The 24,295-nt window shown below is 49.1% G+C and carries 22 protein-coding genes and 3 pseudogenes; 19 read left to right on the forward strand and 6 right to left on the reverse strand.

Annotated elements, in window-relative coordinates; translation table 11 throughout:
* Positions 1-55 precede the first annotated feature (55 nt).
* The 5 genes and pseudogenes from ABVN36_RS09030 to ABVN36_RS09050 all read left to right on the forward strand — a co-directional run.
* Positions 56-753 (forward strand): IS1 family transposase gene (locus ABVN36_RS09030; RefSeq protein WP_223367361.1). Its coding sequence is split into 2 segments (ribosomal slippage): positions 56-305 and positions 305-753, totalling 699 coding nucleotides; the frame shifts between segments, so codons are not numbered across the junction.
* Positions 754-768: 15 nt separating this feature from the next.
* Positions 769-1,263 (forward strand): annotated as a pseudogene (locus tag ABVN36_RS09035) (lipoprotein EnvF); the annotation flags it as partial.
* 320 nt (positions 1,264-1,583) lie between these two features.
* A complete protein-coding gene (locus ABVN36_RS09040) occupies positions 1,584-1,790 on the forward strand; it encodes a hypothetical protein (RefSeq protein ID WP_023138633.1) in 207 nt (68 codons plus the stop codon).
* Between the two features lie 161 nt (positions 1,791-1,951).
* Positions 1,952-2,053, forward strand: a pseudogene (locus tag ABVN36_RS09045) (tail fiber assembly protein); the annotation flags it as partial.
* 391 nt (positions 2,054-2,444) lie between these two features.
* A pseudogene (locus ABVN36_RS09050) lies at positions 2,445-2,628 on the forward strand (hypothetical protein); the annotation flags it as partial.
* 285 nt (positions 2,629-2,913) lie between these two features.
* On the opposite strand, the gene sopF reads toward ABVN36_RS09050, so the two are convergent.
* Both sopF and icd read right to left on the reverse strand, forming a co-directional pair.
* Complete coding sequence (gene sopF / locus ABVN36_RS09055) at positions 2,914-4,038, reverse strand: type III secretion system effector SopF (protein ID WP_000917278.1); 1,125 nt, start codon at positions 4,036-4,038, stop codon at positions 2,914-2,916.
* Between the two features lie 457 nt (positions 4,039-4,495).
* Positions 4,496-5,746 carry an NADP-dependent isocitrate dehydrogenase gene (gene icd / locus ABVN36_RS09060; protein WP_000444508.1) on the reverse strand — a complete coding sequence of 417 codons (1,251 nt, stop codon included), beginning with the start codon at positions 5,744-5,746 and terminating at the stop codon, positions 4,496-4,498.
* 171 nt (positions 5,747-5,917) lie between these two features.
* Here icd and rluE point away from each other — a divergent pair, with 171 nt between their 5' ends.
* The 9 genes from rluE to roxA all read left to right on the forward strand — a co-directional run bounded on the left by rluE (position 5,918) and on the right by roxA (position 14,107).
* Entirely contained in the window at positions 5,918-6,583 is a 666-nt protein-coding gene (gene rluE / locus ABVN36_RS09065; RefSeq protein WP_001249412.1) for a 23S rRNA pseudouridine(2457) synthase RluE, read from the forward strand.
* Positions 6,580-6,909: a lysozyme inhibitor LprI family protein gene (locus ABVN36_RS09070; protein ID WP_023138632.1), complete on the forward strand. Its 330-nt coding sequence runs from the start codon at positions 6,580-6,582 to the stop codon at positions 6,907-6,909. Before rluE ends, ABVN36_RS09070 begins: the two co-directional genes overlap by 4 nt.
* 11 nt (positions 6,910-6,920) lie before the next feature.
* Complete coding sequence (locus ABVN36_RS09075) at positions 6,921-7,382, forward strand: NUDIX hydrolase (RefSeq protein WP_023138631.1); 462 nt, start codon at positions 6,921-6,923, stop codon at positions 7,380-7,382.
* A gap of 53 nt (positions 7,383-7,435) precedes the next feature.
* Complete coding sequence (gene mnmA / locus ABVN36_RS09080) at positions 7,436-8,542, forward strand: tRNA 2-thiouridine(34) synthase MnmA (protein WP_000004540.1); 1,107 nt, start codon at positions 7,436-7,438, stop codon at positions 8,540-8,542.
* Positions 8,543-8,628: 86 nt separating this feature from the next.
* Positions 8,629-9,270 carry a high frequency lysogenization protein HflD gene (gene hflD, locus ABVN36_RS09085; RefSeq protein WP_001519653.1) on the forward strand — a complete coding sequence of 214 codons (642 nt, stop codon included), beginning with the start codon at positions 8,629-8,631 and terminating at the stop codon, positions 9,268-9,270.
* A gap of 3 nt (positions 9,271-9,273) precedes the next feature.
* Positions 9,274-10,644 carry an adenylosuccinate lyase gene (gene purB, locus ABVN36_RS09090; protein WP_000423763.1) on the forward strand — a complete coding sequence of 457 codons (1,371 nt, stop codon included), beginning with the start codon at positions 9,274-9,276 and terminating at the stop codon, positions 10,642-10,644.
* 126 nt (positions 10,645-10,770) lie between these two features.
* Positions 10,771-11,442, forward strand: coding sequence for a two-component system response regulator PhoP (gene phoP / locus ABVN36_RS09095; protein WP_001537766.1), 672 nt, complete (start codon positions 10,771-10,773; stop codon positions 11,440-11,442).
* Complete coding sequence (gene phoQ, locus ABVN36_RS09100) at positions 11,442-12,905, forward strand: two-component system sensor histidine kinase PhoQ (RefSeq protein ID WP_001031687.1); 1,464 nt, start codon at positions 11,442-11,444, stop codon at positions 12,903-12,905. Before phoP ends, phoQ begins: the two co-directional genes overlap by 1 nt.
* A gap of 80 nt (positions 12,906-12,985) precedes the next feature.
* Positions 12,986-14,107, forward strand: a complete 1,122-nt coding sequence (roxA, locus tag ABVN36_RS09105; RefSeq protein ID WP_000456514.1) for a [50S ribosomal protein L16]-arginine 3-hydroxylase — start codon at positions 12,986-12,988, stop codon at positions 14,105-14,107.
* Positions 14,108-14,146: 39 nt separating this feature from the next.
* Here the strand turns inward: roxA and ABVN36_RS09110 are convergent, their stop codons facing one another.
* Together ABVN36_RS09110 and pepT are read right to left on the reverse strand one after the other, a co-directional pair.
* Positions 14,147-15,481: a lipopolysaccharide assembly protein LapB gene (locus ABVN36_RS09110; protein WP_023138630.1), complete on the reverse strand. Its 1,335-nt coding sequence runs from the start codon at positions 15,479-15,481 to the stop codon at positions 14,147-14,149.
* A 3-nt stretch (positions 15,482-15,484) separates the two neighbouring features.
* Complete coding sequence (pepT, locus tag ABVN36_RS09115; protein WP_000359412.1) at positions 15,485-16,714, reverse strand: peptidase T; 1,230 nt, start codon at positions 16,712-16,714, stop codon at positions 15,485-15,487.
* Positions 16,715-16,964: 250 nt separating this feature from the next.
* On the opposite strand from pepT, the gene potA reads away from it, so the two are divergent.
* The 5 genes from potA to potD all read left to right on the forward strand — a co-directional run bounded on the left by potA (position 16,965) and on the right by potD (position 22,453).
* The gene (potA, locus tag ABVN36_RS09120; protein ID WP_000531607.1) at positions 16,965-18,101 is read left to right on the forward strand and encodes a spermidine/putrescine ABC transporter ATP-binding protein PotA; all 1,137 of its coding nucleotides are present in this window, start codon (positions 16,965-16,967) and stop codon (positions 18,099-18,101) included.
* Positions 18,085-18,948, forward strand: a complete 864-nt coding sequence (gene potB, locus ABVN36_RS09125) for a spermidine/putrescine ABC transporter permease PotB (protein ID WP_000799391.1) — start codon at positions 18,085-18,087, stop codon at positions 18,946-18,948. Before potA ends, potB begins: the two co-directional genes overlap by 17 nt.
* Positions 18,949-19,276: 328 nt before the next feature.
* Positions 19,277-20,287: an SPI-2 type III secretion system effector SifA gene (gene sifA, locus ABVN36_RS09130; RefSeq protein ID WP_020898685.1), complete on the forward strand. Its 1,011-nt coding sequence runs from the start codon at positions 19,277-19,279 to the stop codon at positions 20,285-20,287.
* Positions 20,288-20,602: 315 nt separating this feature from the next.
* On the forward strand, positions 20,603-21,382 hold the full coding sequence (gene potC / locus ABVN36_RS09135) for a spermidine/putrescine ABC transporter permease PotC (RefSeq protein WP_000580299.1): 780 nt from the start codon (positions 20,603-20,605) through the stop codon (positions 21,380-21,382).
* Between the two features lie 24 nt (positions 21,383-21,406).
* On the forward strand, positions 21,407-22,453 hold the full coding sequence (gene potD / locus ABVN36_RS09140; RefSeq protein WP_000759329.1) for a spermidine/putrescine ABC transporter substrate-binding protein PotD: 1,047 nt from the start codon (positions 21,407-21,409) through the stop codon (positions 22,451-22,453).
* An 81-nt stretch (positions 22,454-22,534) separates the two neighbouring features.
* Here the strand turns inward: potD and cobB are convergent, their stop codons facing one another.
* Positions 22,535-23,356 carry a Sir2 family NAD+-dependent deacetylase gene (gene cobB, locus ABVN36_RS09145; protein ID WP_001191856.1) on the reverse strand — a complete coding sequence of 274 codons (822 nt, stop codon included), beginning with the start codon at positions 23,354-23,356 and terminating at the stop codon, positions 22,535-22,537.
* Between the two features lie 18 nt (positions 23,357-23,374).
* Complete coding sequence (gene nagK, locus ABVN36_RS09150; RefSeq protein WP_000291319.1) at positions 23,375-24,286, reverse strand: N-acetylglucosamine kinase; 912 nt, start codon at positions 24,284-24,286, stop codon at positions 23,375-23,377.
* Positions 24,287-24,295 lie beyond the last annotated feature (9 nt).

Here is a 24,295-nt window from a genome sequence, read left to right on the forward strand (position 1 = left end):
GGTGATGCTGCCAACTTACTGATTTAGTGTATGATGGTGTTTTTGAGGTGCTCCAGTGGCTTCTGTTTCTATCAGCTGTCCCTCCTGTTCAGCTACTGACGGGGTGGTGCGTAACGGCAAAAGCACTGCCGGACACCAGCGCTATCTCTGCTCTCACTGCCGTAAAACATGGCAACTGCAGTTCACTTACACCGCTTCTCAACCCGGTACGCACCAGAAAATCATTGATATGGCCATGAATGGCGTTGGATGCCGGGCAACTGCCCGCATTATGGGCGTTGGCCTCAACACGGTTTTACGTCACTTAAAAAACTCAGGCCGCAGTCGGTAACCTCGCGCATACAACCGGGCAGTGATGTGATTGTCTGCGCTGAAATGGACGAACAGTGGGGCTACGTCGGTGCTAAATCACGTCAGCGCTGGCTGTTTTACGCGTATGACAGGATACGGAGGACAGTTGTGGCGCACGTTTTCGGTGAACGCACTCTGGCCACACTGGAGCGTCTTCTGAGCCTGCTGTCACCCTTTGACGTGGTGATATGGATGACGGATGGCTGGCCGCTGTATGAATCCCGCCTGAAGGGAAAGCTGCACGTAATCAGCAAGCGATATACGCAGCGAATTGAGCGGCATAACCTGAATCTGAGGCAGCACCTGGCACGGCTGGGACGGAAGTCGCTGTCGTTCTCAAAATCGGTGGAGCTGCATGACAAAGTCATCGGGCATTATCTGAACATAAAACACTATCAATAAGTTGGAGTCATTACCAACGCCCCTACTAAAGTAGAGATGTTTAAATTTAACAACGGCTACTGGGGGGGACCTTCGCCTGTCAACTTAACCATCTTTGGCACTATAACAGAGGAGCAAAAACAAGAAGCACTAAAAGAGGCTTTATTCAAATTCGACTCGATCGATTTCAGCATTATACCAGAGCGTATTAAGGAAACAATTAAACGCGCTAACGCCAGTGGCATCATTTCCGTTACGGAAGATAGCGATATCGTTGTACGAGCAGAGATAGCTCATAATGGCGAATTCGTCTATGACATTACCATTACTGCTAAAAATACAGCACGTGCGGTAATGACCTTAAATAAGGATGGTTCTATTGCCGGATATGAGACCAAAGAACCTTTCGACCCCAAAAAAGAAGCCGAAAAAGCACAGCAACTTGTTGAACAATCGAGAAAAGACATTGAAAGTCAGCGTAAAAAAGCAGCTGAAAAGATGAACGAAATACAGCAGACATTTAAAAAATAGTAGGCGATACAAACATTGATAAAAATTATAGCGCGAAAGAACACGTGCCAGGTACTAAAGCACTGCCTGAAGACAGCGAATCGCCATTTCATTCTCTGACACTGTAATTTTTCGTACTCAAAATGTTTATTTATTGAGCCTTTTGTGGATAAACAGGTGACGTTATGTGACGCCAGGAACCTGGTCCAGTGGGCGTACTTGTTGGAGCCAGTGTAAAGCCGGGCAGCGCGCAGAAACCGGAGCGTACACGTTATATGTGAGAATTTAGAGCACTGCCCGGCCTAAAAATGACGAATAAATAGATATATTAAAGAGGTAATATGAAGAATTTTTTCAAAATAATTACTGATTTCATCGCGAATATTTCCCTTGATCTATTTGCTATATTTTTATGCATGTTATTCGTATACAAAACAGGACCATCAATTGGTGTGATATCATTTTTTATTGCATTAATTATGTATCTCATTCTTCATTTTGCTTTTTACTCATTTCGTGAAAAAATCATAAAAAAAATATTCAAATAAGTATTGAAAATTATTTTTTTGAGGTACAAGTTCAGCGCAATAAAACAGAGCAACTCAAAAACAAAAAATTAGGCGTAGCGAAGTGGTAGAGGACTGTCATGTACTGGACCGTGAGCTGGTCGGGAGAGCAATGTACGGGAAAGAGCGCAATACTGTCATTGATGGCAACAGATGATGAGCGACAAATGGAAAAATACAGGGTGTTGGTAAACCGTGTGGACACATCAAAACCTGACTGGCCTGATAGGCCTGTAAGCCAGTAATATAACATTGTGAAAAATCAGGCTGGCGTTAATAAAACACACCAGCCTGAGGTAATATTCAGTTCAGGATGAGCTGATGAAACATAATAGTCAGATATACCCTCAGTCCTGATATGGTTGATATAGTTTTCTGTAAAAAACTAACAACCACAAACATCACACCACCCCGGTGGCTTTAGCTCACCTTCTGGCCAATGGTCACACCAGCCTGGGTGAACCAATGATTCGGGGTTTGGCCAGCCACCGAAGGCGTGTTTTGTATTATCTGGTGGGGGTTTTGAATCACTGGCAGCCATCGCCGATGCCGAAAAGGCTGTAGCCGACAACACCAGAAGCAATGGGAAAAATACACGATGTCTCATAATATCACCCGTAAATATTAAGATTATCCTTGCTGTTAACTTCCCTCATTTTCAGCATAACTCATGCTTCATCATCATTGAATAAACAATTAAGTTTGTTGAACGAAAATTTACTTAAAGAAAAAAATAATAAGCCTTAATATTTTTTGCAGTATTTTAATTTATAGCAGAATAAATGTACGTAGATGGCGTAAAAACCTGATGAGCAGGAATATCGATAGCCAGTAAATCACTCCTGTGGTAATGCAGGACACCTGATGACTGTTAAGGTCGCTTCATCTGTAGCGCCGGTGAATTCCAGCGATTTAAGTGAAAAGTAGCCAGCAGGCGCTTCTGCTGGTCCATATTCCTCTATTTTTCAGGCCATACTGAAGTGCCACACAGGTATCTGACAGAACGGTCCTGAGATAATAAATATAAAAGCAGTTACTGCCTACCTCAAGAAGTATGTGCTCATGATCATTTAAAGCTCTTTTAAAGAGACTGATAATAAGCTTGTCAATATAATATTATGCAGTCTCTATTAAGCGCCTGGTTTATTTGTTTTGCATAATCATATAGTTGACTTTTCGAGTAAGAATTTTCTTGCAAAGACAAATAAACGTGTTTTATATCTCTAAATAAGCATACATCACCATGAATATGAGCTTCTATATAATTCCCTTCATAGCCTGTACCATAATTAGAATGAGCTAAAAATTTTTCGCCCTTAGCCATTTTAACCAAACTCTTAAAGCAATTATAACCAAAAAAATCATTTTGACAGGATGCAATCAGGTTCTCCATATGGCAAAATGTAGATAATTTACTCGTATCCAGGCCAAATCTGTGACCGTAGATATCAAAAGGTGAGAATGTACAATTTGTTTTTACATTATCATTTAATTCAAAAAATGATTTCCCATAGGCGCTGGCACCTCCATTTTCACCGTTCAGAAAGTCCAGTGCAGCATAAATTGGTCTGCTTGTAGGGCTAAAAGTTTTACTGTTGGGAGTATATGCTACGGAAAAACCGCCTGTCTGACCATATGGGGCATAAGGTGAATCTGCAAGCTTCTCCAGTTCAAATGCTTTAGTTTCAACTGAATCACGCCCGACATTATAAGCAGGTAAATCTCCCGGTCTGCAACCTAATGCATAAGAGTTCAGATATTCTTTATTTTTTAAGAGAGAGACAAAGTCAATTTTTGCTGCATTAAAATTTATTGTCAGCCGGGCATTTTGTAAAATATCCACCATCTTATTTAGCAAGAGAGCGCAATCTATTTCGGCACCACACTCACGGCTTATCCGCCTGAGCGCTTTTTCTCTTATTATGTCAGCGTCGCGCTGACACCTGGAATGAATATGCGCAAGTACTTGTTTTCCAAAAAGGCGGCCATACACCTTTTTACGCTCTTCATTGCTGAGACCGCAAAACACTTCGTCAAAAGAAAGCCTGTACGCTGCGCTTACAGAACCGCTCACCGCTCCGCTTTCTGGAAATGGCGGAACATCTTCAACAACATTTTTAACTTGCTGAATATCTGAAGACAGAGGAGTACGTCCGACATTTTTTTCCTTATCTGTTTCCAGATATTCCGGAACCTTTACACTTCCACTATAGCAGATAGGTTTGAGCATATGTCTCCTGAATTTTTACGACTAATAGTATTCACTTTCGCTGACGTATTCTTTATCAGGCTGATATTTCAACACTTTTTAGCCGCCTTGTAGAAGTGCAAATAAAGACACTAATGATTTCATAAAATGCTTAATCTACCCACTATTGCAGGCAATAAATTATCACCTTTTATTGAAATATTATCCTGATAATAACAACAAATCTAATAAGGCACTTTCAAAAAATAGCCAAACCACACATCATAAAGAAAACCACACACAATCAAAATCGGTAACTATCAGCTTTCAACGGGGCTCAGGTTATCATGACGATCGGGGTAAAGGATGGATTACTATTGCGGTCAGAATTGAGGAAGTTTTGATAAATTTTTTTGATAAAATTTTGATAACCGTTCGAATGCTAATAATAAAAACGGGGACGTTAAGTCCCCGTTTTTGTTTTTAACAATTATCGTTATTACATATTTGCGATAATCGCGTCGCCAAACTCACTACATTTCAGCAGTTTAGCGCCTTCCATCAGGCGTTCAAAGTCATAGGTCACGGTCTTCGCGGCAATCGCGCCTTCCATACCTTTAACAATCAGATCCGCCGCTTCGAACCACTGCATGTGACGCAGCATCATCTCCGCAGACAGAATAATGGAGCCTGGGTTGACTTTATCCTGGCCCGCATATTTCGGCGCAGTCCCGTGAGTCGCTTCAAACAACGCGCATTCGTCGCCGATATTCGCACCCGGTGCAATACCGATACCGCCAACCTGAGCCGCCAGGGCATCGGAAATATAGTCACCGTTCAGGTTCATACAGGCGATAACGTCGTATTCCGCCGGACGCAACAGGATCTGTTGCAGGAACGCATCGGCGATAACGTCTTTAACCACGATCTCTTTACCCGTGTTCGGGTTCTTAATTTTCAGCCACGGACCGCCGTCAATAAGCTCACCGCCGAACTCGTCGCGCGCCAACTGGTAGCCCCAGTCTTTAAACGCGCCTTCGGTGAACTTCATGATATTGCCTTTATGTACCAGCGTAACGGAATCGCGATCGTTGGTAATAGCGTATTCAATCGCCGCGCGAACCAGACGTTTAGTGCCTTCTTCAGAACACGGTTTGATACCGATACCGCAGTGCTCCGGGAAGCGAATTTTCTTCACGCCCATCTCTTCGCGCAGGAACTTGATCACTTTCTCAGCGTCTGCAGAGTCAGCTTTCCATTCAATTCCGGCGTAGATGTCTTCAGAGTTTTCACGGAAGATGACCATATCGGTCAGCTCCGGATGTTTCACCGGACTTGGCGTGCCCTGATAGTAGCGAACGGGACGCAGACAAACGTACAGGTCAAGCTCCTGACGCAGGGCAACGTTCAGAGAGCGGATACCGCCGCCAACCGGCGTGGTCAACGGACCTTTAATCGCTACGCGGTAATCACGAATTAAATCAAGGGTTTCAGCGGGAAGCCAGACATCCTGGCCGTAAACCTGTGTGGATTTTTCTCCGGTGTAAATTTCCATCCAGGAAATTTTACGCTCGCCTTTATAGGCTTTCTCGACGGCGGCATCGACCACTTTAAGCATGGCTGGAGTGACATCAACACCGATACCATCGCCTTCAATAAACGGGATAATCGGATTCTCAGGAACGTTGAGTTTGCCGTTTTGCAGGGTGATCTTCTTACCTTCCACCGGAACAACTACTTTGCTTTCCATTCACCTCTCCTTCGAGCGCTTCTGGTTTGCTCGTCTGTCATCGCGCTGCATGTGCAATGGCGTCCTGCTGCACGACTGCGTTAGAGCAATTTTTTGTTAATGTTTTGTAATGAGCATGTCAATACTACCCTATTGTTTGCCGCCATGAAAGACACTCATTATTGCGCTATAATGCGGCAATTAATAAGTTCTGAAAACACCATGCAAAAAACTTCTTTTAGAAATCACTACGTTAAGCGATTCAGCTCACGACAAGCATCTAAATCACGGAAAGAAAACCAGCCAAAACGCGTGGTTTTGTTCAATAAACCTTACGATGTGTTGCCGCAGTTCACGGATGAAGCAGGTCGCCGCACGTTAAAAGATTTTATTCCTGTGCAAGGCGTTTATGCCGCAGGCCGCCTGGACCGCGACAGCGAAGGGCTTTTGGTGCTGACTAATGACGGCGCGCTGCAGGCGCGCCTCACGCAACCGGGCAAACGCACCGGCAAGATTTACTATGTTCAGGTAGAAGGTATCCCGGATAATGCAGCGCTGCAGGCGCTTCGTACTGGCGTCACGCTCAACGATGGCCCTACCCTGCCCGCCGGTATTGAGATTGTCGCGGAGCCTGACTGGCTGTGGCCGCGCACCCCGCCGATTCGCGAACGGAAGAATATTCCCACCAGTTGGCTAAAAGTCACCTTATATGAAGGCCGCAACCGCCAGGTAAGACGCATGACAGCGCATGTCGGTCATCCCACTCTACGATTAATTCGTTACAGCATGGGCGACTACACGCTCAACGGCCTCGATAATGGACAGTGGCGCGAGATCGCACAGGAGAAAGACAGATGAAACGGCTTCTCATTGCTTTTGCTTTATTAACACCGTTATCCGTCGATGCGGCCAGCTTCGACTGCCAGAAAGCGCAGGCTGCGGATGAAAAGGCTATCTGCGCGCACCTGACGCTGAATGATAAAGACGTGGAAATGCACACCAAATATCAGTTTCTGAAAGGGTTGTTCGCGATGGGCAGTCGCGGCGCCCTGCAGGACGCCCAGCAGAGCTGGCTTAAACAGCGTCAGCAGTGCAAGGCCGACGTCACCTGCCTGACAAAAGCTTATAACGAGCGTCTGAAACAGCTTGACGCGATCTATGACCACATTGATAAACCGCTTTAATAAGGATGCCTATGTTCAAGCCGCACGTGACCGTTGCCTGCATCGTACATGCCGAAGATAAATTTCTGGTGGTGGAAGAGACCATCAACGGTAAATCGTTATGGAATCAACCTGCCGGACACCTGGAGGCAGATGAAACGCTGGCGCAGGCCGCCGCGCGTGAACTGTGGGAAGAGACTGGCATCACGGCGCAACCACAGTATTTTATCCGTATGCATCAGTGGATTGCGCCGGATAAGACCCCGTTCCTGCGCTTTTTATTCGCTATCAAGCTTGATCATATTTGCGCGACCGAACCCCATGACAATGACATCGATTGCTGCCGTTGGGTGAACGCCGACGAGATTCTGAACGCGCCGAATTTACGTTCTCCGCTGGTGGCTGAAAGCATTCGCAGTTATCAAACGGGACAACGTTACCCCTTATCTATAGTGGGCGAATTTAACTGGCCGTTTACAGAGGGTGTCAAGTAAAGGGCTGCGTGGTAGAATACGCCGCCTTGAAGTTCAATGTCGCGAGTATTCCAATGTCAGAAAGCCCAAAAAAAGTGATCGTCGGCATGTCCGGCGGTGTCGATTCCTCCGTTTCCGCCTGGCTGTTGCAACAACAGGGTTATCAGGTAGAAGGCCTGTTCATGAAGAACTGGGAAGAGGACGATGGTGAGGAATACTGTACCGCAGCAGCCGATCTGGCTGACGCGCAGGCCGTGTGCGACAAGCTTGGCATTGAACTGCATACCGTTAATTTTGCCGCAGAATATTGGGATAACGTCTTTGAACTGTTCCTTGAAGAGTACAAAGCGGGCCGTACGCCGAACCCGGATATTCTGTGCAATAAAGAGATCAAATTTAAAGCCTTCCTTGAATTTGCCGCAGAAGATTTAGGCGCCGACTATATCGCCACCGGTCACTACGTTCGCCGCGCGGATGTAAACGGCAAAAGCCGGTTGTTGCGCGGGCTCGACGGTAACAAAGATCAGAGCTACTTCCTCTATACGCTTGGCCATGAGCAGATTGCGCAAAGTCTGTTCCCGGTTGGCGAGCTGGAAAAACCGCAGGTGCGTAAAATCGCCGAAGATTTGGGGCTGGTAACCGCAAAGAAAAAAGATTCTACCGGCATCTGCTTTATCGGCGAGCGCAAATTCCGCGACTTTTTAGGGCGCTATCTGCCTGCGCAGCCGGGGAAAATTATTACCGTTGACGGCGATGAAATCGGCGAGCATCAGGGTCTGATGTATCATACGCTCGGTCAGCGTAAAGGGCTGGGAATCGGCGGCACCAAAGACGGTAGCGAAGACCCCTGGTATGTGGTGGATAAAGACGTTGAAAACAATGTGTTAATTGTCGCCCAGGGGCATGAGCACCCACGCCTGATGTCGGTAGGCCTCATCGCCCAGCAGCTACATTGGGTCGATCGCGAACCGTTCACCGGCACCCTGCGCTGTACGGTAAAAACCCGCTACCGCCAGACCGATATTCCGTGCACGATTAACGCGCTGGATGACGATCGTATCGAGGTCATTTTTGACGAGCCGGTTGCCGCCGTTACGCCGGGCCAGTCCGCTGTCTTTTACAGCGGCGAAGTCTGCCTGGGCGGCGGCATTATCGAGCAGCGACTGCCGCTGACGGTCTGATTATTCAATACACAACACCATTCAAGTCGCCTCAAAGCGGCTTAAAAGATGAAGTGTATTTTATTTGATACAAGGAAGCAGTGATTGTGGCAAAGAATTATTATGACATCACCCTCGCGCTCTCTGGCATTTGCCAGTCGGCACGCCTGGTGCAACAACTGGCGCACCAGGGGCACTGTGATGCCGACGCGTTGCACGTTTCACTCAACAGTGTCATTGATATGAATCCCAGTTCTACTCTGGGCGTGTTCGGCGGCAGCGAAGCCAACCTGCGTCTTGGTCTGGAAACACTGCTCGGCGTGCTGAATGCCAGCAGCCGACAGGGACTTAACGCCGAACTGACGCGTTATACGCTTAGCCTGATGGTGCTGGAGCGCAAGCTGTCATCCGCCAAAGGCGCATTGAATACGTTAGGCGATCGCATTAACGGCCTGCAGCGCCAGCTTGATCATTTTGATTTACAGTCAGACACGTTAATGAGCGCCATGGCGGGCATCTACGTGGATGTGATTAGCCCATTGGGCCCGCGCATTCAGGTGACGGGCTCCCCGGCCGTTCTGCAAAGTCCGCAGGTGCAGGCCAAAGTCCGCGCCTCGCTACTGGCAGGCATCCGTGCAGCCGTGCTCTGGCATCAGGTAGGCGGTGGTCGCCTACAGCTTATGTTTTCTCGTCATCGCCTGACGACTCAGGCAAAACAAATTCTTGCTCATTTAACCCCGGAGTTATGATCTATGGAATTATCCTCACTGACCGCCGTTTCCCCTGTCGATGGACGCTACGGCGATAAAGTCAGCGCGCTGCGCGGAATTTTTAGCGAATACGGTTTGCTGAAATTTCGTGTACAAGTCGAAGTACGTTGGCTGCAGAAATTAGCCGCGCACGCAGCGATCAAGGAAGTTCCTGCTTTTGCTGCCGACGCAAACGGTTACCTGGATACGCTTGTAGCAAACTTCAATGAAGAAGATGCCGCGCGCATTAAAACCATTGAGCGCACCACGAATCACGATGTGAAAGCGGTTGAGTATTTTCTGAAAGAAAAAGTCGCCGCGATCCCGGCGCTACATGACGTTTCCGAATTTATCCACTTTGCCTGCACTTCTGAGGACATTAACAACCTGTCGCACGCGTTAATGCTCAAAACCGCGCGCGATGAAGTGATCCTGCCTTACTGGCGTCAGGTGATTAACGCGGTTAAAGATCTCGCCACACAGTATCGCGATATTCCTCTGCTCTCCCGCACCCACGGCCAGCCGGCAACGCCTTCCACTCTGGGTAAAGAGATGGCGAACGTGGCGTATCGTATGGAGCGTCAGTTCCGCCAGCTCAACCAGGTGGAGATCCTCGGTAAAATTAACGGCGCCGTAGGCAACTATAACGCGCATATCGCCGCCTATCCGGAAGTTGACTGGCATCAGTTCAGCGAAGAGTTCGTCACCTCGCTGGGCATCCAGTGGAACCCTTACACCACCCAGATTGAACCACATGATTATATTGCGGAACTGTTTGACTGTATCGCGCGCTTTAACACCATCCTGATCGATTTCGATCGCGATGTCTGGGGCTATATTGCGTTGAACCATTTCAAACAGAAAACCATCGCCGGGGAGATCGGTTCTTCTACCATGCCGCATAAAGTTAACCCCATTGACTTTGAAAACTCAGAAGGCAACCTCGGTCTGTCTAACGCAGTGTTGCACCATCTGGCAAACAAACTGCCGGTTTCCCGCTGGCAGCGCGATCTGACCGACTCAACCGTCCTGCGTAACCTGGGTGTCGGCATCGGCTATGCGCTTATCGCTTATCAGTCCACCCTGAAGGGCGTCAGCAAGCTGGAAGTAAACCGCGATCATCTGCTTGACGAACTGGATCACAACTGGGAAGTATTAGCCGAACCGATCCAGACCGTCATGCGCCGCTATGGTATTGAAAAACCATATGAAAAACTGAAAGAGTTGACCCGTGGCAAGCGTGTTGATGCCGAAGGAATGAAACAGTTTATTGATAGTCTGGCCCTGCCGGAAGCAGAAAAAACGCGCCTTAAAGCCATGACGCCGGCAAATTATATCGGTCGCGCTGTGACTCTGGTCGACGAACTTAAATAATGTCTGCCTCACCCTCTTTTCTTCAGAAAGAGGGTGACTATTTGTCTGGTTTATTAACTGTTTATCCCCAAAGCACCATAATCAACGCTAGACTGTTCTTATTGTTAACACAAGGGAGAAGAGATGATGCGCGTACTGGTTGTAGAGGATAATGCATTATTACGCCACCACCTGAAGGTTCAGCTCCAGGATTCAGGTCACCAGGTCGATGCCGCAGAAGATGCCAGGGAAGCTGATTACTACCTTAATGAACACCTTCCGGATATCGCTATTGTCGATTTAGGTCTGCCGGATGAAGACGGCCTTTCCTTAATACGCCGCTGGCGCAGCAGTGATGTTTCACTGCCGGTTCTGGTGTTAACCGCGCGCGAAGGCTGGCAGGATAAAGTCGAGGTTCTCAGCTCAGGGGCCGATGACTACGTGACGAAGCCATTCCACATCGAAGAGGTAATGGCGCGTATGCAGGCGTTAATGCGCCGTAATAGCGGTCTGGCCTCCCAGGTGATCAACATCCCGCCTTTCCAGGTGGATCTCTCACGCCGGGAATTATCCGTCAATGAAGAGGTCATCAAACTCACGGCGTTCGAATACACCATTATGGAAACGCTTATCCGTAACAACGGTAAAGTGGTCAGCAAAGATTCGCTGATGCTTCAGCTGTATCCGGATGCGGAACTGCGGGAAAGCCATACCATTGATGTTCTCATGGGGCGTCTGCGGAAAAAAATACAGGCCCAGTATCCGCACGATGTCATTACCACCGTACGCGGACAAGGATATCTTTTTGAATTGCGCTAATGAATAAATTTGCTCGCCATTTTCTGCCGCTGTCGCTGCGGGTTCGTTTTTTGCTGGCGACAGCCGGCGTCGTGCTGGTGCTTTCTCTGGCATATGGCATAGTGGCGCTGGTCGGCTATAGCGTAAGTTTTGATAAAACCACCTTTCGTCTGCTGCGCGGCGAAAGCAACCTGTTTTATACCCTCGCCAAATGGGAAAATAATAAAATCAGCGTTGAGCTGCCTGAAAATCTGGACATGCAAAGCCCGACCATGACCCTGATTTACGATGAAACGGGCAAATTATTATGGACGCAGCGCAACATCCCCTGGCTGATTAAAAGCATTCAACCGGAATGGTTAAAAACGAACGGCTTCCATGAAATTGAAACCAACGTAGACGCCACCAGCACGCTGTTGAGCGAGGACCATTCCGCGCAGGAAAAACTCAAAGAAGTACGTGAAGATGACGATGATGCCGAGATGACCCACTCGGTAGCGGTAAATATTTATCCTGCCACGGCGCGGATGCCGCAGTTAACCATCGTGGTGGTCGATACCATTCCGATAGAACTAAAACGCTCCTATATGGTGTGGAGCTGGTTCGTATACGTGCTGGCCGCCAATTTACTGTTAGTCATTCCTTTACTGTGGATCGCCGCCTGGTGGAGCTTACGCCCTATCGAGGCGCTGGCGCGGGAAGTCCGCGAGCTTGAAGATCATCACCGCGAAATGCTCAATCCGGAGACGACGCGTGAGCTGACCAGCCTTGTGCGCAACCTTAATCAACTGCTCAAAAGCGAGCGTGAACGTTATAACAAATACCGCACGACCCTGACCGACCTGACGCACAGTTTAAAAACGCCGCTCGCGGTTTTGCAGAGTACGTTACGCTCTTTACGCAACGAAAAGATGAGCGTCAGCAAAGCTGAACCGGTGATGCTGGAACAGATCAGCCGGATTTCCCAGCAGATCGGCTATTATCTGCATCGCGCCAGTATGCGCGGTAGTGGCGTATTGTTAAGCCGCGAACTGCATCCCGTCGCGCCGTTGTTAGATAACCTGATCTCCGCGCTCAATAAAGTTTATCAGCGTAAAGGGGTGAATATCAGTATGGATATTTCACCAGAGATCAGTTTTGTCGGCGAGCAAAACGACTTTGTCGAAGTAATGGGCAACGTACTGGACAACGCTTGTAAATATTGCCTGGAGTTTGTCGAGATTTCGGCTCGCCAGACCGACGATCATTTGCATATTTTCGTCGAAGATGACGGCCCAGGCATTCCCCACAGCAAACGTTCCCTGGTGTTTGATCGCGGTCAGCGCGCCGATACCCTACGACCAGGACAAGGCGTGGGGCTGGCTGTCGCGCGCGAGATTACGGAGCAATACGCCGGGCAGATCATTGCCAGCGACAGTCTGCTCGGCGGCGCCCGTATGGAGGTCGTTTTTGGCCGACAGCATCCCACACAGAAAGAGGAATAAACATTTCTGCGCGTTCTTCCACGCATCTCGTTAAGCATCCGTTATAATCGGTGTCAGATACCAGCCTGCGGATACTTAACATGGAATACCAATTAACTCTTAACTGGCCCGACTTTCTTGAACGCCACTGGCAAAAACGCCCGGTGGTCTTAAAACGTGGGTTTAGCAACTTTATCGATCCGCTCTCGCCGGATGAGCTGGCGGGGCTGGCGATGGAAAGCGAAATCGACAGCCGACTCGTTAGCCATCAGGATGGCAAATGGCAGGTCAGTCATGGCCCTTTCGAAAGCTACGATCATCTGGGTGAGAGCAACTGGTCGCTGCTGGTACAGGCGGTAAACCACTGGCATGAACCCACCGCCGCGTTGATGCGCCCGTTCCGCGCTCTGCCGGACTGGCGTATCGACGATCTGATGATCTCTTTTTCCGTCCCCGGCGGCGGCGTTGGCCCGCATCTGGATCAGTATGATGTGTTTATTATCCAGGGAACCGGTCGCCGTCGCTGGCGCGTGGGCGAAAAGCTGCAAATGCGTCAGCACTGCCCGCATCCCGACCTGTTACAAGTCGATCCGTTCGAGGCCATTATTGATGAAGAGCTGGAGCCGGGCGACATTCTGTATATTCCTCCAGGATTCCCGCATGAAGGCTATGCGCTGGAAAACGCCATGAACTATTCGGTCGGTTTTCGCGCGCCCAATAGCCGTGAGTTGATCAGCGGTTTTGCCGATTACGTCCTGCAACGGGAGTTGGGCAATACATACTACAGCGATCCGGATATGCCGTCCCGCAAGCATCCGGCGGATATCCTGCCGCAGGAGATGGATAAACTGCGTAATATGATGCTCGATTTGATCAATCAACCCGCGCATTTCCAACAGTGGCTTGGCGAGTTTCTCTCTCAGTCACGCCACGAACTGGATATTGCGCCGCCGGAGCCGCCGTATCAGCCTGATGAAATTTACGATGCCTTAAAGCAAGGCGAGGTATTAGTACGTCTCGGCGGGCTTCGCGTATTGCGTATCGGCGATGAGGTCTATGCGAATGGCGAAAAAATAGACTCTCCGCATCGCCCCGCTCTGGAGGCGCTCGCCAGTCATATTGCACTGACCGCTGAAAACTTCGGCGATGCGCTGGAAGACCCGTCCTTCCTCGCGATGCTGGCGGCACTGGTGAATAGCGGGTACTGGTTCTTCGAAGGATAAGAACATCGCAATGCCCGGCGACCGCCGGGCTGACGCAAACTATCCACAACGATCGCCGCCAGGTTTGGCGAAATCGTTATATTGCGGATCGCCCGGATAAATCGAGTGGGCCATTCGATGGCGAAATGACATTTGCCGATAGCGCCGCGCCAGTACGTTATCTCCAAGACCTTCGGCAATAGTAGCCAGTTGCTGTAATCGTTCATACTGCATCTTTGCTGGATAAGCTACGGCATCAAGCGTAAAGGCGCGTTCCGCAAAGTCTTTTGCTTGTTCAAGCTGTTGATTATTCTTATAAAGCAGCGAAATACCATACAACACCATTGATACGTCAGACTGCCGACGTTTATATTCTTCCAGCAATGGGAGATAGGGGGAGGTACTGTCCAGGTCGATGTTTTCGGGCAAATAAAAGCGTAATCGTGATATTACCGTCGCCATTGGCGTTAAACGGCTCTGGTAATACGCGATAAGTTTAAGGTAGAGATCTTTCGCTTCCTTATAATGATGGCCCTGTGCATAAAAGCCAGCAAGATTATTGCTGTCAACCGTCATTTCGCCGAATTCGGCGCCATAAAGCGTTTGCTTAATTTTTAGCGCCTGACTTAGCGCATTAATCGCCTCGCTAATATGTCCTGCATTATAAGCAATATCCGCTTTCTGCTGCAAAAAAGAGGCGACGCGCTCACGATTATCCCAGGTTTTATCCCGTAAAATAACGCCCAACCACTGCCGCTCCGTTGCGTCTATCTTCGCCAAATAATAGGCTTTACGCGCACTATCACATTCGACATCCCGCTCTTCCAGCGCATCAGAATAAGCGTCGCGCATCCTGTTTAAGGTATAAACCAATGCCTCCGTCGATGCCTTTTTGTCTTTAAGACGCCACGTTAATGCCTGCTCTTGCCAGGCTATTCGCTGACGGTAATCAACCTTGATCTCGTATCGCCACTGCTCTGTAGGTGAATACTCTATATGGCGATCGTCACTGTAAACATTAAAGGCCGCAAGGTGTTCAAACATATCGGCCCGATCGCCCGGATAAGTGCCCGCCGGAAATGTTTTCATGATTGCCCGCGCTCGCAGCAGCATTTGCGGCGTTAATTCAGGTTTACCCAGCCATTGATAAATATCGCTTTGTAATAGCAGGCTACGAACAAGCTGTATTGAGCGTTTGCCATATTGCCGCGAGGCCAGCCTCACCGCATCATCAATAAACGTCATGCAGGTTTCATCGCCGGTCATAAAACATGCTGCAGATTGTTGCTGGCGCTGGGACCAGGAAGGCGGATATTCGGCGCTCCAGGCAGAAAAATTGATGGCGGAAAATATCCCGCCATAAATAATAAAACGCTTCACCACAATGCGTAACATTCGCTACTGGCCGCGCTTCGCCGTCAGCTCCGCGATACGTACAATCACCTGTACCGCTTTTTCCATCCCCTCCAGCGTCACAAACTCATGTTTACCATGATAGTTATATCCGCCGGTAAAGAGATTAGGACACGGCAAGCCCATAAACGACAGTTGCGCCCCGTCTGTACCGCCGCGAATCGGTTTCATCTCCGGCGTAATATGACAGTCGCGCATGGCCTGCTGGGCGATATCGAGAATATGCGGATGCTCAACCACTTTTTCGCGCATATTGTAATAACTGTCTTCAATCACCAGTTCGATATAGCAGTCCGGATGCAGCCCCTTACCGACTTTTTTGGCAATCTCCATCATTTTGCGTTTACGCGCTTCAAACTGCTTACGGTCGAAATCGCGAATGATGTAGTGCATTTCGGCCCGGTCAACGGTGCCTTTCATGCTGGCCAGATGATAAAACCCTTCGTAACCTTCAGTGGTTTCAGGCGCTTCATCCGCCGGCACTTCCGCGTGAATCCTCGCCGCCAACGACAGCGCATTGACCATCACACCTTTCGCCGTACCAGGATGCACGTTATTGCCGACGATTTTGATATTCACCGAGGCGGCATTGAAGTTTTCAAACTCCAGTTCGCCCACGCCGCCGCCGTCGACCGTATAGGCCCACTGCGCGCCAAATTCCTCGACATCGAAGTGCTTCGCGCCTTTCCCTACCTCTTCGTCAGGCGTAAACGCCACTTTAATGTCGCCGTGGGGAATAGGATTACCTTTCAGCACCGCCAGCGCGGTCATGATCTCCGCAACACCGGCTTTATCGTCCGCGCCCAGCAATGTCTTACCATCGGTAGTAATCAGCGTCTGTCCCAGTAATTGATGCAGTACCGGGAACATCACGGGTGACAACACCTCATCGCCAATCCCTAATGCTATATCGCCGCCGCGATAATTCTCGACAATCTGCGGATTAACGTTTTTACCGCTGAAATCCGGAGAGGTATCCACATGGGAGATAAAACCAATGGCGGGAATATCCCCCTCAACATTGGCCGGGAGCGTCGCCATCAACGTCCCTTTTTCACTTAATGTAATGTTAACCAGCCCCATCTCTTCGAGCTGCTGTTTGAGCAAACGTAGTAACTTCCACTGCCCCTCAGTGCTGGGAACCTGCCGAACACCCGACTTTGATTGGGTATCCAGCGATACGTAGTGTAAAAAACGCTCAAGTAGTTTATCCATGCAGTCACCCTCACTTTTCGTGACAACATTATTAATAAGCAAGAAAAGACAAATATTGCGTCAGGTCACTTTTATCCCTGCAAACAAGAATATTTCACTTTGACACGCTTTCTGACTATAAAGCTAAGTCAGTAATTCGCAACAAGGATTGGCGATCACAGTGGTTTGCCGTAGAATGACCGCCCTCATTAAGAGTGATTAAGGTGGTTAACCACAAACCCCGCAGCGGTCAGCCATCCGTTGCGTTTACATGGGACAGAGTAAGAAATTGAATAATCAACCGCGTTCGCTTTCACCGCTGGTGCTTTTGTCTGGAATTAGCAAAAGTTTCGATGGCAAAGAGGTCATTTCGCAACTGGATTTGACCATTAACAATGGCGAATTCCTCACACTGCTTGGCCCTTCCGGCTGTGGTAAAACAACCGTTCTTCGCCTGATTGCCGGCCTGGAAACCGTTGATGCCGGGCATATCATGTTGGATAACCAGGATATCACCCACGTTCCCGCCGAAAATCGTTATGTAAATACCGTATTTCAAAGCTACGCTTTATTTCCGCATATGACGGTGTTTGAAAATGTCGCGTTTGGCTTACGAATGCAAAAAACGCCAGCCGCCGAGATAGCGCCTCGCGTGACCGATGCGCTGCGTATGGTGCAGCTTGAAGAGTTTGCACAACGTAAACCGCACCAGCTTTCCGGCGGACAGCAGCAGCGTGTGGCTATCGCTCGCGCGGTGGTGAATAAACCTCGCCTGTTATTACTGGATGAATCGCTTTCCGCGCTGGACTATAAATTGCGCAAACAAATGCAGAACGAGCTTAAAGCATTACAGCGTAAACTCGGTATCACGTTTGTTTTTGTCACTCACGATCAGGAAGAAGCGCTCACCATGTCCGATCGTATCGTGGTAATGCGTAATGGCGTGATTGAGCAAGACGGCACGCCGCGTGAAATCTATGAAGAGCCAAAAAACCTGTTTGTCGCCGGTTTTATCGGCGAAATTAACCGCTTTGACGCGACCGTCATTGAACGGCTTGATGAACAGCGCGTCCGCGCCAGCGTAGAAGGTCGGGAGTGCAATATATACGTCAATTTCGCTGTCGAACCGGGCCAAAAACTGAACGTCCTGCTGCGACCGGAAGATCTACGCGTCGAAGAGATCAACGATGATAACCACATCGAAGGGCTTATCGGCTACGTGCGCGAGCGCAATTATAAAGGTATGACGCTGGAGTCGGTGGTTGAACTGGAAAATGGCAAAATGGTGATGGTCAGCGAATTCTTCAACGAAGACGATCCTGACTTCGACCATTCACTTGACCAAAAAATGGCCATTAGTTGGGTAGAAAGCTGGGAGGTCGTACTGGCTGATGAAGAACACAAGTAAATTCCAGAATGTAGTGATTGTCACTATCGTCGGTTGGCTTGTGTTGTTTGTTTTTCTGCCCAACCTGATGATCATTGGCACCAGCTTTCTGACCCGTGACGACGCCAGTTTCGTCAAGATGGTCTTTACGCTGGATAACTACGCACGCCTGCTCGATCCGCTCTATTTTGAAGTGCTCCTGCACTCTCTGAATATGGCGCTGATCGCCACCCTCTCCTGCCTGGTGCTGGGCTATCCTTTTGCCTGGTTCCTGGCGAAGTTACCGGAAAAGATACGTCCGTTATTGCTGTTTTTGCTGATTGTTCCTTTCTGGACCAACTCACTGATCCGCATCTATGGGCTAAAAATATTCCTGAGCACTAAAGGCTATCTCAATGAATTCCTGCTGTGGCTGGGCGTGATTGATACGCCGATTCGCATCATGTTCACCCCGAGCGCCGTTATTATCGGCCTGGTTTACATTTTGCTGCCGTTTATGGTCATGCCGCTCTACTCCAGCATTGAGAAGCTCGACAAACCGCTACTGGAGGCCGCACGCGATCTCGGCGCCAGTAAAATGCAAACGTTCATCCGCATCATTATTCCATTAACCATGCCGGGCATTGTCGCCGGTTGCCTGCTCGTGATGCTACCGGCAATGGGCCTGTTCTACGTCTCCGATTTAATGGGTGGCGCGAAAAACCTGCTGATTGGTAACGTCATTAAGGTACAGTTCCTGAATATTCGCGACTGGCCGTTTGGCGCGGCGACCAGCATTACGCTGACCATTGTGATGGGACTCATGCTGTTGATTTACTGGCGGGCTTCCCGCTTATTGAATAAGAAGGTGAGTGATATAAGCGATTAATTGCGCAACGCTAACAAATCCACACGCATCCAGGCATGAAGTTTATTCAAGGGTAAACTTCATGCCTCCGGCATAAAAAACGCATGAAAGCAGTTGCCGCCAGTATTGCAAATCTACAGCATCATCCGCGCCAGGCCTTCTTTTATTTTTACCTGTAGCGACGCTATCACAGACAGTAATGCGTTTATACGCGAAGCTCTCAGGTTTTATACTGATTGCCAGTCTCTTTTAAAAATTATATTACATCCGATGCGCCCGCAGTTGAGATAAAAAGGGTCGATTTAATCAATTATGTAGTCATTTTTACTCCAGTATAAGTGAGATTAATATGCCGATTACTATAGGGAATGGTCTTTTAAAAAGTGAAATCCTTATCAATCCCCCAGGGAATACGAAAGAAACATGTTGCAAAGTTTTATGGGAAAAAATTAAAGACTTCTTTTTTTCTACTGGCAAAGCAAAAGCGGACCGTTGTCTACATGAGATGTTGTTTGCCGATTGTACCCCCACACGAGAGCGGCTTACAGAGATTTTTTTTGAGTTGAAGGCATTAGCCTGCGCATCGCAAAGAGATAGATTTCAGGTTCATAATCCTAATGAAAATGATGACACTATTATTCTTTGCATCATGGATCAAAACGAAGAGAACGAATTGTTACGTATCACTCAAAATACCGATGCCTTTACCTGTGAAGTCATGGGGAATGCTTATTTTTTAATAAAAGATCGCCCCGATATTTTAAAACCGCATCCACAAATGACGGCCATGATTAATACAAGATATAGCGAAATCGTAGATTACCCCCTCCCTTCGACATTATGTCTCAACCCTGCTGGCGCGCCGACATTATCGGTTCCATTAGACAACATAGAGGGGTATCTATATTCTGAATGGAGAAAAGGAAATTTAGATGAGTGGAAAACGCAAGAAAAGGTAACCTACCTGGCAGCGAAAATTCAGTCTGGGATTGAAAAGACAACGCGCATTTTACAGCATGCGAATATATCCGAAAGTACTCAGCAAAACGCATTTTTAGAAACAATGGCGATGTGTGGCTTAAAACAGCTTGAAATACCACCACCGCATACCCACATACCTATTGAAAAAATGGTAAAAGAGGTTTTACTGGCGGATAAGACGTTTCAGGCGTTCCTCATAACGGATCCCAGCACCAGCCAAAGTATGTTAGCTGAGATAGTCGAAGTCATCTCTGATCAGGTTTTTCACGCCATTTTTAGAATAGCCCCCCAGGCTATACAAAAAATGGCGGGAGAACAGTTAACCACGCTACACGTTCGCTCAGAACAACAAAGCGGCTGTTTATGTTGTTTTTTATAAAATCAGACGACGCTTTCTCAGACGTCACGTTCAGGGTTTACTCACGTACTTCCTGTTTGCCTACAGAGTAACCTCTTGCCTGGTGCAATAATGCCGCATATGACCGGATCGGATGAGAATAGTCATTTAAATGGCCTTTTTTTCCCGCTCGTCTGGCAATTTGTTGTAAAATTCGCGGCTTCAAGCGGCAGCTTGCTTCTTCCTGGCTGCTGATAACCGCGAGACGTTTTGGAGAGATTTTGGAGAAGAGAAAAAATTGATCATTTTCAATACTCTAAAAGCACCCCATCCTCTGAATAAGAAGGTGGAACTTGAATGATCGGTCGGCTGCTCCGTGGCGGTTTCATGACTGCCATCTATGCGTATCTGTATATTCCCATCATTATTCTGATCGTGAACTCCTTCAACAGTTCGCGGTTCGGCATTAACTGGCAGGGCTTTACCACTAAATGGTACGAACTCCTGGTCAATAACGACAGTCTGTTGCAGGCCGCTCAACATTCACTGACGATGGCGATTTTTTCAGCGACCTTCGCCACGTTGATTGGCTCGTTAACCGCGGTGGCGCTTTATCGCTACCGCTTTCGCGGGAAGCCATTCGTCAGCGGGATGCTGTTTGTAGTAATGATGTCGCCGGATATCGTGATGGCGATCTCCCTGCTGGTGCTGTTTATGTTACTCGGCATTCAACTGGGCTTTTGGTCGTTGCTGTTCTCGCACATCACCTTTAGCCTGCCGTTTGTGGTCGTCACGGTCTATTCGCGCCTGAAAGGCTTTGATGTCAGAATGCTGGAAGCCGCAAAAGACCTGGGGGCCAGTGAGGTAACGATTTTACGCAAAATCATTCTGCCGCTGGCGATGCCGGCGGTGGCGGCGGGCTGGTTGCTGAGCTTTACGTTGTCGATGGACGATGTAGTAGTCTCGTCGTTTGTCACCGGGCCGGGCTATGAAATTTTACCCTTAAAGATTTATTCCATGGTAAAAGTCGGCGTTTCACCAGAAGTGAACGCGCTGGCGACCGTTTTATTGGTGCTGTCTCTGGTAATGGTCATTGCCAGCCAGCTTATTGCTCGTGATAAAACCAAGGGCCGATAAGGCCCGTAATTCAGGGGACGTTAAATGAAAAAATGGTCACGCCACCTGCTCGCGGCGGGCGCCCTGGCGCTGGGTATGAGTGCCGCTCATGCCTCCGACAACGACACGCTCTATTTCTATAACTGGACTGAGTATGTACCGCCGGGCCTGCTGGAACAGTTCACTAAAGAGACCGGCATTAAGGTGATTTATTCGACCTACGAGTCGAACGAAACCATGTATGCCAAACTCAAAACCTATAAAGATGGCGCGTATGACCTGGTTGTTCCTTCTACATACTATGTCGACAAAATGCGCAAAGAAGGCATGATCCAGAAGATCGATAAGTCGAAATTAACCAATTTCCACAACCTCGATCCGGAAATGCTCAATAAACCGTTTGACCCCAACAACGATTATTCTGTCCCGTATATCTGGGGCGCAACGGCGATTGGCGTGAACAGCGATGCTATCGATCCAAAAACCATTACCAGCTGGGCTGACTTGTGGAAACCGGAATATAAAAACAGCCTGCTTTTAACCGACGATGCGCGAGAAGTCTTCCAGATGGCGCTGCGCAAGCTAGGTTATTCCGGTAACACTACCGATCCGAAAGAGATCGAAGCGGCATATGAAGAGTTGAAAAAACTGATGCCGAACGTAGCGGCTTTCAACTCCGATAATCCGGCGAATCCGTATATGGAAGGGGAAGTCAACCTGGGGATGGTGTGGAACGGTTCGGCCTTCGTTGCTCGTCAGGCTGGCACGCCGCTGGAGGTCGTCTGGCCGAAGGAAGGCGGTATTTTCTGGATGGATAGCCTGGCTATTCCGGCGAACGCGAAAAATAAAGAGGGCGCGCTGAAGCTAATCAACTTCCTGCTGCGTCCTGACGTCGCGAAAGAGGTGGCAGAAACCATCGGCTACCCTACCCCCAACCTGGCGGCGCGTAAGCTGTTAAGCCCGGAGGTCGCCAATGATAAGTCGCTCTATCCGGATGCGCAAACCATCAGCAAAGGCGAGTGGCAAAACGATGTCGGCGACGCCAGCGCCATTTATGAAGAGTATTATCAGAAGCTAAAAGCAGGACGCTAATTCAGCCAAAGCGCCTGTCGGGCCTACAGATGAACGTAACATGAAATGTAGGCCGGATAAGGCGTTACCGGGCAAACAGCACTACAGCCCTTTCAGGAATTTATCAACAAATTCCGGCACAACCTGGCTTGCCGGGCCGTAGTGCTTCTCTTCAAACTCGCTGCCGACCTGGCTTGGCTCAAGATTCAGTTCCACCGTATGTGCGCCGTGCAGTTTTGCTTCATGCACAAACCCCGCAGCCGGATAGACATGACCGGATGTGCCAATGGCGATAAAAATATCCGCCATCGACAGCGCCATATAAATTTCATCCATGCCAAGCGGCATCTCGCCAAACCACACCACGTGCGGACGTAGCGGCGCCGGGAACTGGCAGCAGTGACATTTATCTTCCGGCATCACATCGCCGTTCCATTCCAGAATTTGGCCGCTTTGCGAACAGCGCACCTTCAACAGCTCGCCATGCATATGAATGATGTTGCGGTTGCCCGCGCGTTCATGCAAATTGTCGATGTTTTGCGTCACCAGCAAAAAGCGATCGCCAAGCGCTTCTTCAAGCTTCGCTAACGCCAGATGCGCCGCATTGGGTTGTATTTCCGGCTGTTGAAGCTGCTGACGGCGGGCATTATAAAATGTCTGCACCAGCCCCGGATTACGGGCGAATCCTTCCGGCGTGGCCACATCTTCAACCCGATGCTCTTCCCAAAGGCCATCCGCCGCGCGAAACGTACGAATACCAGACTCTGCAGAAATTCCTGCACCTGTAAGGACTAATACTCTTGGGTTTTCCATCATTTCCGGCACCACTCTGTCTCTGAAAAAGATCCGCTGGCGCAGACGTTCACGCAACAGACGTTTATTTTTACGAAAGCGGCTTAATCGATGAAACCGACGCGACTGCATAACAACCTCTTTTTTTGATTAGTCGGTAAGATGTAAAAAAGCAGCACCGCGCATCCCACCTGCATCCCCATGCCGCGCACGCTCAATGCGCGGCGCGCGGGCAACAGGGAGGAGATGGCGCGGCAGTCTTTCCGCCAGTTGCGTTGTTATTGCCGTAAAGTTCGATAGTCCGCCGCCGATCACCAATAAATCGGGATCGACAATCGTCAGTATATTCCCCAGACAAACCGCCAGTAAATCCAGATAGCGCTCAACATGCGCGTGCGCCTGCTCATCGCCCTGCTCCCACAACGCGATAATCTCCGGCGCCTGCAGCGATTGATGATAATAATGCTGATATAGCCACGCAAACCCGCGCCCGGACAGATAATTCTCAATGCAGCCCATCTGACCGCATCCACAACGGCGGAGAGGAAAATCAAACCCCATCAACGTTAGCGCGTCAACCGGCAAACGCATATGACCAAACTCGCCGGTGATATAGCTCTGACCGGTAATCGGCTTCCCGTTTAGCACCAGGCCGCCGCCGACGCCGGTGCCGAGGATAAGCCCCATAACCAAAGGATATTGCGTGAATTCATCATCCCAGGCTTCGGACAAGGCAAAACAGTTAGCGTCATTGTCCAGACGCACATCGCGATCCAGTCGGGCGCTGAGATCGGCGCGCAACGGCTTACCGCTGGCTGCCGGGACATTCGCGGCGTACAGCGTGCCGTCTTCGGTTTCCGGCATACCGGGTATGCCAATCCCTACCGACCCTTTTACGCCAAATCGCTGGTCGGCTTCCGCGACCAGTTCGCACACGGCGTCTAAAAAGGCACCATAGCTGGCATGAGGCGTGGGAACCCGTTTTTCCCACTGTAGCCGCCGCGTTGAGTCAAATACGCCTAACGCAATCTTTGTTCCGCCAATGTCAAACCCGTAATACATCACCGCTCC

The organism is Salmonella sp. SJTUF15581, assembly GCF_043356775.1.
Taxonomy (GTDB): domain Bacteria; phylum Pseudomonadota; class Gammaproteobacteria; order Enterobacterales; family Enterobacteriaceae; genus Salmonella; species Salmonella enterica.

Coding starts and splice junctions, on each gene's coding strand:
- ABVN36_RS09070 (WP_023138632.1), top strand. CDS start 6,580: ATGAAACGGCTTCTCATTGCTTTTGCTTTATTAACACCGTTATCCGTC.
- potB (WP_000799391.1), top strand. CDS start 18,085: ATGAAGAACACAAGTAAATTCCAGAATGTAGTGATTGTCACTATCGTC.
- roxA (WP_000456514.1), top strand. CDS start 12,986: ATGGAATACCAATTAACTCTTAACTGGCCCGACTTTCTTGAACGCCAC.
- phoQ (WP_001031687.1), top strand. CDS start 11,442: ATGAATAAATTTGCTCGCCATTTTCTGCCGCTGTCGCTGCGGGTTCGT.
- potA (WP_000531607.1), top strand. CDS start 16,965: ATGGGACAGAGTAAGAAATTGAATAATCAACCGCGTTCGCTTTCACCG.
- sifA (WP_020898685.1), top strand. CDS start 19,277: ATGCCGATTACTATAGGGAATGGTCTTTTAAAAAGTGAAATCCTTATC.
- pepT (WP_000359412.1), bottom strand. CDS start 16,714: ATGGATAAACTACTTGAGCGTTTTTTACACTACGTATCGCTGGATACC.
- cobB (WP_001191856.1), bottom strand. CDS start 23,356: ATGCAGTCGCGTCGGTTTCATCGATTAAGCCGCTTTCGTAAAAATAAA.
- ABVN36_RS09040 (WP_023138633.1), top strand. CDS start 1,584: ATGAAGAATTTTTTCAAAATAATTACTGATTTCATCGCGAATATTTCC.
- potD (WP_000759329.1), top strand. CDS start 21,407: ATGAAAAAATGGTCACGCCACCTGCTCGCGGCGGGCGCCCTGGCGCTG.
- mnmA (WP_000004540.1), top strand. CDS start 7,436: ATGTCAGAAAGCCCAAAAAAAGTGATCGTCGGCATGTCCGGCGGTGTC.
- purB (WP_000423763.1), top strand. CDS start 9,274: ATGGAATTATCCTCACTGACCGCCGTTTCCCCTGTCGATGGACGCTAC.
- ABVN36_RS09110 (WP_023138630.1), bottom strand. CDS start 15,481: ATGTTACGCATTGTGGTGAAGCGTTTTATTATTTATGGCGGGATATTT.
- nagK (WP_000291319.1), bottom strand. CDS start 24,286: ATGTATTACGGGTTTGACATTGGCGGAACAAAGATTGCGTTAGGCGTA.
- ABVN36_RS09075 (WP_023138631.1), top strand. CDS start 6,921: ATGTTCAAGCCGCACGTGACCGTTGCCTGCATCGTACATGCCGAAGAT.
- icd (WP_000444508.1), bottom strand. CDS start 5,746: ATGGAAAGCAAAGTAGTTGTTCCGGTGGAAGGTAAGAAGATCACCCTG.
- potC (WP_000580299.1), top strand. CDS start 20,603: ATGATCGGTCGGCTGCTCCGTGGCGGTTTCATGACTGCCATCTATGCG.
- rluE (WP_001249412.1), top strand. CDS start 5,918: ATGCGGCAATTAATAAGTTCTGAAAACACCATGCAAAAAACTTCTTTT.
- sopF (WP_000917278.1), bottom strand. CDS start 4,038: ATGCTCAAACCTATCTGCTATAGTGGAAGTGTAAAGGTTCCGGAATAT.
- phoP (WP_001537766.1), top strand. CDS start 10,771: ATGCGCGTACTGGTTGTAGAGGATAATGCATTATTACGCCACCACCTG.